The organism is Paraburkholderia agricolaris (genome assembly GCF_009455635.1).
Classification (GTDB): domain Bacteria; phylum Pseudomonadota; class Gammaproteobacteria; order Burkholderiales; family Burkholderiaceae; genus Paraburkholderia; species Paraburkholderia agricolaris.
Genome location: NZ_QPER01000002.1, coordinates 346,641 through 360,882, shown reverse-complemented (window position 1 = coordinate 360,882; position 14,242 = coordinate 346,641). Strand labels below are relative to the sequence as shown.

Annotated in this window: 13 protein-coding genes and 2 riboswitches; of the genes, 5 read left to right on the top strand and 8 right to left on the bottom strand. The window is 59.1% G+C overall.

Annotated features, from left to right (window positions below):
- Positions 1–57: 57 nt before the first annotated feature.
- Together GH665_RS23090 and GH665_RS23085 are read left to right on the top strand one after the other, a co-directional pair.
- Positions 58–1,407: an MFS transporter gene (locus GH665_RS23090; RefSeq protein ID WP_246216330.1), complete on the top strand. Its 1,350-nt coding sequence runs from the start codon at positions 58–60 to the stop codon at positions 1,405–1,407.
- Between the two features lie 86 nt (positions 1,408–1,493).
- Positions 1,494–2,942, top strand: a complete 1,449-nt coding sequence (locus GH665_RS23085) for an aromatic amino acid ammonia-lyase (protein WP_153139237.1) — start codon at positions 1,494–1,496, stop codon at positions 2,940–2,942.
- Between the two features lie 70 nt (positions 2,943–3,012).
- On the opposite strand, the gene GH665_RS23080 is transcribed toward GH665_RS23085, so the two are convergent.
- From GH665_RS23080 to GH665_RS23070, 3 genes are all read right to left on the bottom strand, one after another.
- On the bottom strand, positions 3,013–3,528 hold the full coding sequence (locus GH665_RS23080) for a P-loop nucleotide/nucleoside kinase family protein (RefSeq protein ID WP_153139235.1): 516 nt from the start codon (positions 3,526–3,528) through the stop codon (positions 3,013–3,015).
- A 219-nt stretch (positions 3,529–3,747) separates the two neighbouring features.
- Positions 3,748–4,503, bottom strand: a complete 756-nt coding sequence (locus GH665_RS23075; RefSeq protein ID WP_153139233.1) for an SDR family oxidoreductase — start codon at positions 4,501–4,503, stop codon at positions 3,748–3,750.
- 65 nt (positions 4,504–4,568) lie between these two features.
- A complete protein-coding gene (locus tag GH665_RS23070) occupies positions 4,569–4,970 on the bottom strand; it encodes a nuclear transport factor 2 family protein (RefSeq protein WP_153139231.1) in 402 nt (133 codons plus the stop codon).
- Positions 4,971–5,197: 227 nt separating this feature from the next.
- On the opposite strand from GH665_RS23070, the gene GH665_RS23065 reads away from it, so the two are divergent.
- Positions 5,198–5,857, top strand: coding sequence for a TetR/AcrR family transcriptional regulator (locus GH665_RS23065; RefSeq protein ID WP_153139229.1), 660 nt, complete (start codon positions 5,198–5,200; stop codon positions 5,855–5,857).
- A 6-nt stretch (positions 5,858–5,863) separates the two neighbouring features.
- On the opposite strand, the gene GH665_RS23060 is transcribed toward GH665_RS23065, so the two are convergent.
- Positions 5,864–6,454 (bottom strand): TMEM165/GDT1 family protein, encoded by a 591-nt coding sequence (locus GH665_RS23060; protein ID WP_153139227.1) that lies wholly within the window; start codon positions 6,452–6,454, stop codon positions 5,864–5,866.
- A gap of 14 nt (positions 6,455–6,468) precedes the next feature.
- A riboswitch (yybP-ykoY riboswitch) is annotated at positions 6,469–6,651 on the bottom strand.
- A 91-nt stretch (positions 6,652–6,742) separates the two neighbouring features.
- Positions 6,743–6,912, top strand: a riboswitch (yybP-ykoY riboswitch).
- 7 nt (positions 6,913–6,919) lie between these two features.
- Between GH665_RS23060 and mntP the strand changes: the two genes are divergently transcribed.
- On the top strand, positions 6,920–7,489 hold the full coding sequence (gene mntP, locus GH665_RS23055) for a manganese efflux pump MntP (RefSeq protein WP_153139225.1): 570 nt from the start codon (positions 6,920–6,922) through the stop codon (positions 7,487–7,489).
- A 28-nt stretch (positions 7,490–7,517) separates the two neighbouring features.
- Here mntP and GH665_RS23050 read toward each other — a convergent pair whose 3' ends face one another.
- The 4 genes from GH665_RS23050 to GH665_RS23035 all read right to left on the bottom strand — a co-directional run bounded on the left by GH665_RS23050 (position 7,518) and on the right by GH665_RS23035 (position 12,574).
- The gene (locus tag GH665_RS23050) at positions 7,518–8,477 is read right to left on the bottom strand and encodes an alpha/beta fold hydrolase (protein WP_153139223.1); all 960 of its coding nucleotides are present in this window, start codon (positions 8,475–8,477) and stop codon (positions 7,518–7,520) included.
- A gap of 126 nt (positions 8,478–8,603) precedes the next feature.
- A complete protein-coding gene (gene ilvD, locus GH665_RS23045; protein ID WP_153139221.1) occupies positions 8,604–10,466 on the bottom strand; it encodes a dihydroxy-acid dehydratase in 1,863 nt (620 codons plus the stop codon).
- 401 nt (positions 10,467–10,867) lie between these two features.
- Positions 10,868–12,088: a DUF1214 domain-containing protein gene (locus tag GH665_RS23040; protein WP_246216329.1), complete on the bottom strand. Its 1,221-nt coding sequence runs from the start codon at positions 12,086–12,088 to the stop codon at positions 10,868–10,870.
- Positions 12,089–12,370: 282 nt separating this feature from the next.
- Positions 12,371–12,574: a hypothetical protein gene (locus GH665_RS23035; RefSeq protein ID WP_153139217.1), complete on the bottom strand. Its 204-nt coding sequence runs from the start codon at positions 12,572–12,574 to the stop codon at positions 12,371–12,373.
- Between the two features lie 79 nt (positions 12,575–12,653).
- Between GH665_RS23035 and GH665_RS23030 the strand changes: the two genes are divergently transcribed.
- On the top strand, positions 12,654–14,060 hold the full coding sequence (locus GH665_RS23030) for a DUF1254 domain-containing protein (protein WP_153139215.1): 1,407 nt from the start codon (positions 12,654–12,656) through the stop codon (positions 14,058–14,060).
- Positions 14,061–14,242: the final 182 nt, after the last annotated feature.

Genomic DNA, 14,242 nt, shown 5'->3' with positions numbered 1-14,242 from the left:
TAATTCGTCAATTTAAATTCTGGACAGAGTAATCAAGATCCAGATAAGGAGGAGACTGTGGCGATCAAGAAAGAAGTTCCATGGAAAGCGGTAGTCGCATCTACCGTTGGCAATGCGCTGGAATGGTATGATTTTCTGGTCTACGGATACCTGTCCGTCATTATCGCCAAACAGTTTTTCCCTGCCGATAATCCCGTTACCTCGATGCTTCTGACCACGGCTACTTTCGGCGTGGGCTTCGTCGTGCGGCCCATAGCCGGGATTGCCATCGGCATCTATGCAGACCGTGCCGGGCGAAAGGCCGCGCTGTCTTTCGTAATTCTCCTGATGCTCGTTTCAACCGCCATGCTGGCATTCTCGCCGACCTATAGCCAGGTCGGCATTCTTGCCCCGATCATTGTTGTCTGCTCACGGATATTGCAGGGCATTTCGGTCGGTGGCGAGTTCGGCAGCGCCACCGCGCTACTGATCGAATACGCGCCGCCCGGAAGGCGAGGTTTCTACGGCAGTTGGCAAATGTTCTCGCAGTCGATCGGTGTGTTTCTGGCGACGCTCATGGGTGCTCTCCTAACGAGTGTGTTCACCACGGAGGCGTTATCGTCGTGGGCCTGGAGAATTCCGTTTCTGCTTGGTCTGATCATCGGGCCGATCGGTTTCTACATTCGCCGAAATTTGCAGGAACCCGAAATTTTCCTGAAAGAAGCGCAGCACAAGAAAGTTTCGATTGCGGAAATATTTCGGCGCTACCCGGCGGAACTGTTCGTGTCTTTCGCACTGAGCGCGGTGACGAACATCATGGTCTATGTACTGATCGCCTACCTTCCGATCTACGCGGTTCAGTCTCTCAAGACTTCCTTGAACGCGCCGTTCATCGTTCTCACGGTATCGCTACTGGTAAGAATGGCACTCGTTCCTTACTTTGGTCACCTGTCTGACAAAATTGGCCGGAAAATCATCATGGGGGTAGCGCTCACGCTCTTCGCGTTGCTGATCTACCCAGCGTTTATCTGGTTGAACATGTATCCGACAACCACGTCGCTACTCATCATGGAACTGGTATTCGCGTTGCTCATGGCGGCCACATTGGGTCCCGTCTCGGCAACCCTTGCAGAACTGTTCCCAACGCACATGCGCTCGACCGGCCTGTCGATTACCTATAACCTGGCGGCTTCATTGCTGGGTGGGTTCACCCCGTTTCTGCTGACGTGGCTCGTCGCGAAAACCGGCGACAAGCTGATGCCGGCTCACTATCTGGTTGGGTTTCTGATCCTCGGCGCGGTTTCATTGCTGTTCTATAAGGAATCCGACATAAGTACGGCTCTAACGGATCGTGACGATCGCGAGTTTTCCGAGAAAGACGTTGATCTCGTTCCGCAAGCCTGCCAATCTGTACGGAAGGCAAATTGATCTGACGAGGCTCAATTCTTTCGCGTGGATGATCACGGCTGGACGAACGGGTGCATCAGATCCCTACACACCGGAGGCAGTTTTAAATGAGCAAAACGGTGACCATTGATGGTCAAACCTTAACGGCGCGGCAAGTGGTCGAGATTGCACGGTTCGACGCACCTGTCGCGCTTGCTCCGGAAGCCGTGGAACGCATGCACGCCGCCCGGCGCGTCGTGGAGCAGGCGGTCAGCCGCGGCGATCGGATTTACGGCGTGACAACCAGCGTGGGCGCCAAGACAGGCGTTCCGCTCGAACCCGCAAGTATCGAGGAGTTCAACCGCCGGCTTTTGCAGACCCACAACTTCGGCCACGGCCCCACGGCGCCAGACGAGATTGTGCGCGCGATGATGGTCATTCTCGTGAACTCCATGGCCTCGGGTCGACTCGGTGTTCGGCCGGTGCTAGCCACAATGCTGGTCGAGGCGCTCAATAGCCGCCGAATGTTTCGCGTACACCTGTGGGGGTCGATAGGCCAGAGCGACATGTCGCCGGTGGCCGATCTGGCTTTGGCGCTTTACGCCGACATCACGTTGACTTCCGGCGAAGCGCTGGCGCTTCTCAATTCCAGCGCGCTCTCGCTTGGCACAGCCGCTCTGGCCATCGACGATCTGCGGCGCCTGCTGAACTCATGGACGATCGCCTCGGCGTTGAGTATGGAAGGTTTCGCGGCCAACCCGTCGATTCTTTCGCCCGCTGCGATCCGTTCGCGGCCATTCGAAGGATTGCGGATCGCCGCCGGGCTGATCCGTGCACAGCTTGACGGCAGCTACATTCTGGAAAGCGGCGGTCCCCGTCACCTGCAAGACCCGCTCTGTTTTCGTTCGCTGCCGATTACATTTGGAAATGCGTTCGATAGCTTCGCATTCGCCGAGCAACAGATCTCCATCGAACTGAATGCCAGTCAGAACAACCCTATCGTTTCGATCGAGGACGATACGCTAGTGTCGGTCGCCAACTTCGACATGCTGTCACTGTCGATGGCGCTCGATACCGTCAGGCTCGCCTTGTCGCCCGTCGTCACCAGCTCCACGGAGCGCGTTGCGAAATTAACGGATTCATTCTGGTCCGGACTCCCCACGGGCTTGATCGAGGAAGACAGCGTTGGCTTACCCGGATTCAACGGACTGGCGCAGTTTCACAAGTCATTGGCATCAGAAGCGCGCCTGCTCGCCGCACCGGTGGTCACCGAACTGGCTAGCTCCAGCCATTCGAACGGCAACCTCGATCGCGCCAGCATGGCTACTGTCGCAGCGCGCCGCGCTCGCGAAACGATGGAACTCTGCAAGTCGCTCCTTGCGATGGAACTCATGGTCGCGGCTCAAGCCGTTGAGATACGTAAAGCCGCACCGCTTGGGGCCTCGACGACGAAACTTTTGAATTTCATCCGAAGCCTTGTGCCCCATGCGGCAGGACGCGAGCGGGTGCCCCATCCGAACCCTCTGCTTGCCGCACTCGAAGCGAGAGAATACGACCTGAGTACGATCGTTGCGTGAGCTGTGCTCTTCTGCTCGCAGCCTGCCCCGAAGCCCGCTCTCTCGCTCGCTCGAAGTGATCGAGCGCGGCTTACGGCGCGGCAGCGTGCAGCACGATCTGAAACCCTTCGTCTGGCGAAGGCGGGACAAAGTACCGGGTTATCTGGTCGAACTCAGCGTCGGTCGTTTCGAACGGATGCTCTCCCGCTGCGTTCCGGGCCTTCAGCCGAGCCTTGCAGATCTCATCACTGACGTCGAGGTAATGAAGCCGGTGTGCCACACTGGCGCCACTGAATAGCTCGCGCCCCCATGCCCGGCTATTGATGGTGTTGAAGGGAAAATCGAGGATCACGGACATCCCCGCCGACAGCAGTGTCTGAACGTGCCCGGAGAGCGCCCGCCTGATGCGTCCCGAGCAACGTACGTAGTCCTCCAGCGTGTGGACTTCTCCTGGATAGAGATGCGCCATCCAACTATCCTCGCTGATGATCACGGCATTCTCCGTGCGCGCCAGATGGTGCGTCAGCGTTGATTTTCCTGATGCGATTTTGCCGCAGACCATATGAAGCACGGCTGCTTCGCCTGAACTACTCCGATTCTTGCTCATGATTTCCAGGTCCTCTGGTAGGAGCCCAGAAAGCAAAAACCCGCCTTCTGGGCGGGTTGCTTGCGAACTTTCAGGTCGAGAGCTATTCCGCCGATAGGGTAACGGCGGTAATAATCGACGCGAGGTGGAATCTGTTCATACAAAAATAATACCGTGATGAATGGGACGCGGCAAGCGAAACCGCAGCCACGCCCCGTCATCTATCCGGCAAGCAAACTTTCACCCACCGAACACTTCCACCATCTGCGCATTCAGGCCGTTCACGAATGCATGCTCGCCAGGCCCCGGATTTCCACGAAACTGCTTCGCACCTTCAACCAGCACCTCATCCACATCCGTTCCGAGCACAGCGATCGTTTCGTCGATGAAGGGTTCGAGCGGCATTGCCTGTTCGGCTTCGCGGCTGTTCATGAGGTCTGTGCGCACCCATGGCGGGGCGATTTCAAGCACCCTAACCTTCGTATTCCTTAGCATGAAACGCTGCGAAAGAATGTATGAATGCAGTGCCGCCTTGGTCGACGAATACACTGCCGTCACCGCCAGCGGCACGAAAGCCAGGACCGAACTGGTATAGGCGACGACAGCATCGTTTCTGCTCTTGAGATGGTCGATCAGCGCTGATGTCATGCGGATCGGTCCCATGAGGTTGGTCGTGACGGTGGACACCAGCAACGCGTCGTCGATATGACCGGCCGCCTGGTCCGGTTGCATGATCCCGGCATTGTTGATCAGCACGTTGAGGTCGGGATAGTCCGCGATCAGTTGCGCCGCTACCTTCTCGATGCTCGCCGGGTCGGTAATGTCGAGTTCGATTGCTGCCATGCCGGGATTCGCCGCCACCACCTCGTCGAGATGGCTGCGCCGGCGGCCGCTGATGATGACCTTGTTGCCGCGCTTATGGAGCGCCTCGGCCAATCCACGGCCAATGCCCGAACCGCCGCCCGTGATGAAGATCGTGTTTCCAGTGAGTTTCATGATCGTTTCCTGTGATGTTGCAATTGCAGTTGAAGTTGAAGTCGCGGTAGGTAAGGCTGATGCGTTCAGGCAGGGAACCGTTCGCCAAACATCGGCAGGCCGCTCGCGGATTCGGCCTGAGTCGCTTCGTCCTGCAGAACATCCCAATGCTCGGCAAGCTTGCCGTCTTCAAAGCGGATAACGTCGGCCGCAATCCATGCGGCGGGACGGCCGATCCCCGAGAAGCGTCCATGCGCGACCACGTAGTCGCCCTCGGCCACCATCAGATGGTTCTCATAGCGCGCGGTGTCCGGCAATGCGCGCACCAGATTGAACAGGCCGTCGCGTCCCGGTGCGATATGGGCGCTATGCTGGATGTAATGGTCGGTCCATAAGCGCTCGGCCGCGGCGTAATCGCGCTTGTTGAACAGGGTGTCGAATGCTTCCAACGCGACCGCCTTGTTCTGTTCAGGGGTTGTCTTCGCCATCTTGGGTCCCTCTTTAACGATTCAGTTGACGACGCGCTGAGGCGTCGGATAGCCCTTGTGCCTCATCTGCCTGGACGTTCCGGCAAAGAAGGCTATACTTAAGACAATGGTGAATGACATTGTCATTGCGATGGATTGTGGTCGTCCGCCTCAGCAATGTCAATGGTGATCGACATTGTATTTTTCGATGAGTCTGATTGGGCCGTGGTCGGCCGAAGGGAGGGAGAGTGGGTGTTTCCAGGCAACAGGCGGTTGAAAACCGGCACGCGATCGTGGCCGCCGCCGAGAAGCTGTTTCGCGAGCGCGGCGTCGATGCGGTCGGGCTCGCCGAGTTGATGAAGGCGGCGGGCTTCACGCAGGGCGGTTTCTACAACCACTTCAAATCAAAAGACGCACTGGTCGCCGCCGTGATGGAAAAGGCGATGGAGGAAGGGGGAGAGGTTTTTGCCACCCAGTTCGCAAGCTCCAGATCGACTGACGCCGACCCGGTAAAGCAAAACATCGAGTGGTATTTGTCCGCCGAGCATCGCGAAAACATCGAAGCGGGGTGCCCGTTATCGGGTTTCGTGGGCGACGCCCGCCGGTTCGGCGACGGGGCGCGCGGCTCTTACGCGGAAGGGCTCGCAGCGAACCTCGAACTGTTCGCCAAGGTGATCGAAGAGAGAGAGGGCGTGAGCGAAGGCAGTCGCAGGAAGGCGATCGCTGTGTTTAGCCAGATGGTCGGTACGCTACTGCTTTCGCGTGCTGTCGCTGACACTGACCCGGCGCTCGCGGATGAAATTCTCGACGAGGGGCGCCATCATCTTCTCAGCACGCTGGATACGCAACCCGGCACTCAAGCGCAGTCGCACGGACGCGCGCGACGATCGAAGCCGGGCCGCACATAAGGCGAATCAGAACAGCGGATGTGCCGTCGGATAGAGCGCCGTTCTCAAAGCAAGCCCACCGAGTACGACAAAGATGATGGCGGCAAGAATGTGAACGGCCTTCGTCGGCAAGCGGTCGGCGAACTTGTGTCCAAGATAGATGACCGGCACATTCGCCAGCATCATGCCCAGCGTCGTTCCCGCGACAACCCCGAAGAACTCGTGAAAGCGCGCAGCGAGCGCGATGGTCACGATTTGAGTCTTGTCGCCCATTTCGGCCAGAAAGAACGTCACGGCCGTTGTGCCGAACACGCCCATCGAATTCTTGGTCAATACCGCGTCGGCGTCGTCCAGCTTGTCCGGAACGAGAATCCACACCGCCATGACAGCAAACGACGCGACCACCGCCCAGTTCAGGATCCCCGGACTCAGAATGCTCGCAAGCCATGCCCCCAGCGCGCCGGATGCCGCATGGTTGATGAGCGTTGCAGCAAGCACGCCGAGGACGATGGGGATCGGCTTGCGATAGCGCGCAGCCAGTACCAGGGATAGCAGTTGAGTCTTGTCGCCGATTTCAGCGAGGCCGACCACACTGGTCGAGACGAGGAAGGATTGCATGGGGTTGTTGTACCCGGGCCGCGCTGAAAGCACGCGATGACGCGCATTCCGGCGACCCGGTTAGGTCGGAATGCGTGTCATCGGTCTTGCCAGGCATTTAGCTGCGCACGCCATAGCGGGTCTTACGACTCGCCAAGTATGTTGACATGCGCCCCCGAACATCGCGTTCGAGGCGGCTACTCCCCAATGAGCAGGCGCGATTCTATCGTGCCGTGTGCCACATAAGCAAGTCGCCATACCGAAAGCTTGCGGCGATTATTACTAAAGCCTTTCTGCCGTGATATGCTCGCCTCTGTCTTTGGGGAGTAGCCGGCTTCTACCCAGAAGCGCCTGCGTCAACATTCTCGGTCGCGCAGACCGTGGTGCAGGTAGCCATTTGGTTGGCAAGACCATCGACACACCACGCGACCGGTCGGGCGCGGCGGTGTGTCGCGGTTTTCCGCCCGACCTTGAGCCTCTCCTTCCATGAATCCTGTCGCAACGCTCTTCCTTGCTTTCGCCATGTCTACCGATGCCTTTGCAGCCGCAATCGGCAAAGGCGCCACGCTCAATCGTCCACACTGGCGCGAAGCGCTGAGGACGGGACTCATCTTCGGCGTCATCGAGGCGCTAACTCCGTTGATCGGATGGTTTCTGGGCAAAGCAGCCGCTCAGTATGTTTCCGCGTGGGATCACTGGATCGCGTTTACGCTGCTGTTCGTGCTCGGTGCCCGCATGATCCTGAACGGCTTTGCGGCCAAAGATGTCGACGAGAAAAAACCGGCGGCCCATTCGTTCTGGCTGCTGGCATTGACGGGCTTCGCCACCAGCATCGATGCGATGGCGGTCGGCGCGGGCCTCGCCTTTGTCGACGTCAATATCTATTCGACGGCCGCCGCGATCGGCCTCGCCACCATGGCGATGGTCACGATCGGCGTCATGCTCGGCCGTGTCATCGGCCACGTCGCGGGCAGGCGCGCGGAGATGGCAGGCGGTGTCGTGCTGATCGGAATCGGCAGCACCATACTGGCCGAACATCTGAAGCTCTTCGCCTGAGCGTCGATCAAACGTCCTTCGCTGGCAGCTAGCCTGCGGCCTTGATTGTCCGCAGGAAGTCGAGGAGCGCCGCCGTGACCGCTTCCGGCGCCTCCTGCTGTATCCAATGACCGATGCCCGGAAGCAATGTGCTGGAGACGAGACCCGGCAGGTTCTGCGCATGGGCAGCAACGGCGTCGCGCGGCCAATTCGACACAGGGTCCCGTGCGCCCGCGAGAAACATCGACGGCTGTGTGATGCGCGCGCCGGCAAACGCGCCGAGCAACGCCCAGTTCCGATCGAGATTGCGATACCAGTCGAGCGGCGCACGAAAGCCACGAGCGAAGGCCGCTGTTTGCAGGCTGAGGTCCTCGGGCGTCAGCCAGTCCGGCAAGCCGGCAGGTGCCGGGAAGGTCGCAAGAAACCCGCTCTCGGAGACCATACCGTTCCAGAGCGGATCGGGCGCGGCGCCGGAGAGGCCCCAGTACATGCGGCGAAGGCTTTCCGCCGGATCCGCGTCAAGTTCGGCTTCGGCGCGACCCCGTGGCTCGAACCAGAGCCAGTAGAAACGCTCCCGCCCCCGGAGGTGCAGAGTCGCGAGGGGCGCAGAGGCGGTGCGAGGGACGAACGGAACAGAAAGTCCCGCGACACCAATAAATCGATCGGGCCGCAACATGGCTGCCGACCATGCAACCAGTGCGCCCCAATCGTGACCCACGATCACCGCTTGCGGATGCCCGAGCGCATCGAGCAAGCCGACCATGTCGCCCACCAGATGCAGGATCGTGAAATCTTCGATCGCTTGCGGCGCGCTGCTGCCGCCGTAACCCCGCATATCGGGTGCGATCACACGATAGCCCGCTTCGGCGAGCGCCGGCACCTGATGGCGCCAGGAATGCCGCGATTCAGGGAACCCGTGGCAGAGCAGAACCGGCATACCGCTGCCGGCAATGTCCACGCGTAACTCGATCCCGTTGACGGCAAAGTCTCCAGTCTCAATCTGCATCATGCGGCACCCTCGATCGACGATTGCATTTTTTGGGCTGTGCCTGGAACGCGGGAGCGCCCCAATCCGTCAACAACGCGAAGACATAGAATGGCCCTGACCGCCTCACGGCGGCAGGGCCGTTTCACTTTACTTGCGCTTGAGTTGCGAGATATCCCGCACCGCGCCACGGTCAGCCGAGGTCGCCAGTGCGGCATATGCCTGCAACGCCTGCGACACCACGCGCTCACGATTCGCCGGCAGCCAGGCCTTGTCGCCGCGTGCCTCCATGGCTTCGCGACGGCGCGCCAGGTCAGCGTCCGATACCACCAGGTGCATCTTGCGGTTCGGAATATCGATCTCGATCACATCGCCCTCTTCCACCAGACCGATCGTGCCGCCTTCGGCTGCTTCCGGCGACGCATGTCCGATCACGAGCCCGGACGAACCGCCCGAGAAACGGCCATCTGTAAACAACGCACAGGTCTTGCCCAGGCCCTTGGATTTCAGATACGACGTGGGGTACAGCATTTCCTGCATGCCGGGGCCGCCCTTGGGGCCTTCGTAACGGATCACAACCACGTCGCCCGCCACGACCTTGTCGCCCAGAATGGCTTCGACGGCGTCGTCCTGGCTCTCGAAAACGCGCGCGCGCCCGGAGAAGACCCATTGCGATTCGTCGACGCCCGCGGTCTTGACGATACAGCCCTTCTCAGCAAGATTGCCGTACAGCACCGCGAGTCCGCCGTCCTTCGAGTACGCGCTTTCCTTGCTGCGGATACAGCCGGTCTTGCGGTCAGTATCGAGCGATGCAAACGTGGCTTCCTGGCTGAACGCGACCGTGGTCGGAATCCCGCCCGGGGCCGCACGGAACAGTTTCTGCGCGGCTTCACCCGCACCGCCGGCGATGTCCCAATTGGCGATCGCGTCGCCCAGCGTGCCGCTATGCACGTTGCTGCACGAGAGGTCGAGCAGATCCGCGCGGGCCAGTTCGCCGAGAATGCCGGGGATGCCGCCAGCACGATGCACGTCTTCGATATGGTACTTGTCGGTGGCGGGCGCCACTTTGCACAGGCACGGTACTTTGCGCGAAATGCGATCGATGTCGGACATCGTGAAATCGACGCCGCCTTCCTGCGCGGCTGCCAACAGGTGCAACACGGTGTTGGTCGAACCACCCATGGCCACGTCGAGCGCCATGGCGTTCTCGAATGCCTGTTTGTTGGCGATGCTGCGCGGCAGGACCGACGCGTCTTCTTCCTGATAGTAGCGGCGGCACAGATCCACGACCAGACGGCCCGCCTGTTCGAACAGGCTCTTGCGGTATGCGTGCGTGGCGACGATCGTGCCGTTGCCGGGCAGCGCAAGGCCAATTGCCTCGGTCAGGCAGTTCATCGAGTTCGCCGTGAACATGCCCGAGCAGGAGCCGCACGTCGGGCAGGCGTTGCGCTCGATTTCCGCCACTTCCGCGTCGCTGACCCTGGAGTCACCCGCCTTGATCATCGCGTCGATCAGGTCGATCTTGGCGATCACCTGGCCATCGGTCGGCGACTTGACCTTGCCCGCTTCCATCGGGCCGCCGGAAACAAAAACGACGGGGATGTTCAGGCGCATGGCGGCCATCAGCATGCCCGGGGTGATCTTGTCACAATTGGAGATGCAGACCATGGCGTCGGCGCAGTGCGCGTTGACCATGTATTCCACCGAGTCGGCGATCAGTTCGCGCGAGGGCAGCGAATACAGCATGCCGCCGTGACCCATGGCGATGCCGTCGTCCACCGCGATGGTGTTGAACTCTTTCGCCACGCCGCCAGCCGCTTCGATTTCGCTCGCCACCAGCGCGCCCAGGTCACGCAGGTGGACATGGCCCGGCACGAACTGGGTGAACGAGTTCACCACCGCAATAATGGGCTTGCCGAAATCACCGTCCTTCATGCCGGTGGCGCGCCACAAGGCACGGGCGCCGGCCATGTTGCGGCCATGGGTCGAGGTTCGTGAACGATAGTCAGGCATCTGTATCCTCAGGTATTGGGGTCGTCAAAATTAGAATTGTGCCCAGCCCGGCTAACGCACCGTTGAGAACGGCGACGACATGCCGATAGCCCGCAAGCGGTGGCTCGCGATAGCGCGCACGGGGTGAGCTGGGAATATACGAATAGTGCGAGAAGGCCGGTAAGACGTCCAATATATTTTTGCGGCGCAATTAGGTCGCAAAAGATATTAATTGACGGTCGGCCAGACAGGGAGAGAGCCAGCGATACCGGCTTTGAGACCAGAACTACTATGATTGGAGCCGAAGCGGCCTGCAGACACGGGCTTACTGGCGCCAGGACGCGTTGAACGGTAGCCAGTTCAGTCTGCCCGAAGCAAGCCCGGACAGACTGAACCTTCGATGCCGCTATCTTCGATAACGGTTAATTCACGGCCTTGATCGGTGCCGGGAACCAGTCACCTTGCTGAACCTCGTCCTTCGGAACATAAGTACGGAAGTTCAGCGAGAAGCCCTTGCCTTCCGGCGTAGGCAACCAGTTGCTTTGAGCTACGTTTTTCGGTCGAACCGGTGCCAGCCAGATGCTCGTGCTGCCATCGGCATTTGCCCTCAGATGGGACACGTTATTCAGGTTGTAGCGATGCAACGCGTTGGGCACAACGCGATAGTCCGGCACGCTGTACAAGGTCACCGACCAGAATCCCTTGACATGCCCATCTGGCTTTTCACCCTTCGGGAAGCGGATCTCGTAGGTCTTGCTGCCATCGAGCGGTTGCTTGTCGCTGTCGCTCAGCCCCACAAAATAGATGGCCTCGCTGATCACGTTGGCCCACAGACCACCGTAGTTGACGATGTCGCGCGCCACATAGTCATTGCCAAAATTGCCGGCCACATAAGTCACCGACCAGCCATCCCTTTGTGTGCCGAAACCCTTGGCATTCGCGAGGAAAGCCGGAATGGCCTTGGCCTTGACGACGTCGTTGACGCGCTTGTGGGCAGCGTCGCTGCTCTTCGCATAGTTGGCGACATTGAGTGCCGCCGCCTGATATTCGGCCGCCTTCGGCATGGCATCCGGATAGGTGGCCAGCGCTTCGCTTACGTGGTCGAATATCTCACCGCCAATGGGCGCGGCCGGCGTGAAGGACGGCACGGGAAAGGGCGGATCGATCTGGGTATCGGGCGACGCATCGACAGTGAAGCGATGCTGCAACTTCACGGCAACCTTCGGTGAGCCCTTGAGCTCGACGCGCGCCAGCAATTTCGCCTTGGCCGAAGGCAATTCGATCTTGACCGCGCCATCCGGCACCGGCGGATTGGTGCCCTTGATCACCAGGGCAAATTTGCCATACGGGTGATCCGGATAGGTGCGCTCATTGATGTTGGTAATGACCTCGCCCCATCCGTCGAGTAGTTGGGCCGTGTAGTAGCGCCCTGTGACTTTGGGAACGTTCAGGATAACTGCGTGATCCTTGTCAGCTGCAAGCCAGGCTTCCAGGTAGGCCACGTCGAGATTCGGATTCACAAACTGCGCGGAGCCCAGCGGGTTGTATTTGATCTTGTTGTAGCCAACCTTCTCGACGTTGATGTCGTAGTTCTCCTGTTGCAGCACCAGATAGCGCCCATACAGGTAATGCCAGGACGACACGATCTGCTCGTCGGAAGGAACGGACGCGGCCGCACTCGCGCTAGTTGACGGGTTCGTACCGGACGAGCTACAGGCCGTCAGGCCTAATCCGATTAAACCCGCTGCGATCCAGGGAAAAGTCCACTTCGGCGCTTTCATGGTGTTCATCATTTAATTGGCCCTGTCTGAATGGGTGCGGTAAAGCTTACATGGAACCTGCAAATGTTGATAGAGTGGCAACGCAGCCAAGACGAATATCCCGTGAATTGCATGCAAATCGGATATTTTGACAAATAACAAAGACTAGTCATCTATTTTTGACTGGGAGTGCGCAACAGATTCAAGCTTTTTCGGGTTTGAATAATTCATTGTCTTGTGATAAGCGGGCTCGGCTCTGGCATTCACGATTTTATCGATCGCTATTGCTTCGCCTGTTGCGAATTTGCTCAATTCGACAAGTACGTTGCCACAAGCATTTCCTAATGCTCTGCTGGCGTATTCAGGCATGACTCACCATTCTTGACGAGGAGTAGGCGTGAATCTCAAGCACGTTATTCTGGGTGTCGCGGTCTCGACCACGTTCATCATGGCCGCGCAGGCGCAGCCAGGCTCGCCGGCAAAATCCGCAGCGGAAATCATGGGTACGCCACCGGGCACGGTGATGACAAAGGAGTACGTCGCCACAGTGGGGCGCTTCGCCTATCTCTGGGGCTGGACGCTGGTGAACAACTACAACCGCTCACTTGCTGTCAAGGACTTGCCGGAACCAGGCCGGATTGGCGGCGTGATTCCCGGTTCGCCGCATAACCAGGTTTCCATGCTGACGGACTATATCGACTCGGCCGAAAACTTTGTGACATGCCCCAACCAGGACACAGTGTACGGTGCGGGTTTCATGGAGCTTGATAAAACGCCGGTTGTCATTCAGGTACCGAATTTCGGCAAGCGCTTTTACACTTATCAGCTTTCCGACGCACGCACGGATTCATTCGGTCAAATTGGCACGCAATACGGCACCAAACCCGGATTGCATCTTCTGGTGGGCCCGGACTGGAAAGGCAAGGTTCCGGCTGGAATTGTCGCGGTACATCGCTCGCCGACTAACCTGGTCGCCATATTCCCGCGTATTTTCCAGGACGATACGCCAGAGGACAAGGCCGCAATTCAGCCTTTACTAAGCCAGGTCATGGTTTATCCGCTGAGCGAATTTACCGGGAAGATGAAGACCAAAGACTGGAAGATCACCCCTTCTTTTCCGCCTCCCACTACCGACGGGAAGGGAGAAGTTAAATGGGTTATTCCGGAGAAGTACTTCGACGAACTCCCGCTGGTCATGAAAATGGTGCCCCCACTGCCCGGTGAGGAAGCCGTCTATCGCACGATTGAGTCCGTACTGGATGCCGCGGCCAAAGACCCGCAGATCAAGGCAACACTGACGGAAACCGCGGTAGCCGCGGAGGCGGATCTGATCAGCCCGCTGTTCGAATTCCGGAACAATGGCCGGCCGGTGGGAAATGGCTGGACGTCTCCGCCCAATGGCGCGCGCTGGGGCACCGACTACCTGTCCCGCACCGCATCGGCGAAGTCGAATATGTACGACAACGCGCCGCAAGAAACGCGCTACATCTATACGGACTTCGACTCGACGGGACAACGCCTGAACGGCGCCAATCGATATACGGTGACTTTCGCGAAAGGGCAAACGCCACCGGTCAACGGCTTCTGGTCATTGACGGTCTACAACAAGGAACACCTTTTTGAAGCGAACAAGCTGAACCGTTTCTCGCTCGGCACCAAGAGCAAATCACTCAAGTACAACGCGGACGGTTCACTCACGCTGTATTTCCAGAGCGACTCGCCGGGAGAGGACAAGGAATCGAACTGGGTTCCAGCGCCCAAGGACGTGTTCTCGCTGTACATTCGCGCGTACTGGCCGCAGGCTGCGATAACCGACGGATCGTGGACGCCGCCGCCAGTGGCACGCGTGAACTGAAGTCCGATTCACGAGGCGCTCACGCGCCCGCCGAGCGCTTGCGCGGCCACACGCGGTCCTATGTGGTTTTTTCGCGACTCCCGCTCGGCGCAATTACGACAACAGGCTTGTCCGGCAAGGCGATCGAATGCTTCATACAAAATACCCGATTTGCAGTTGCAGCGAGCTTCGATAGCATCAGG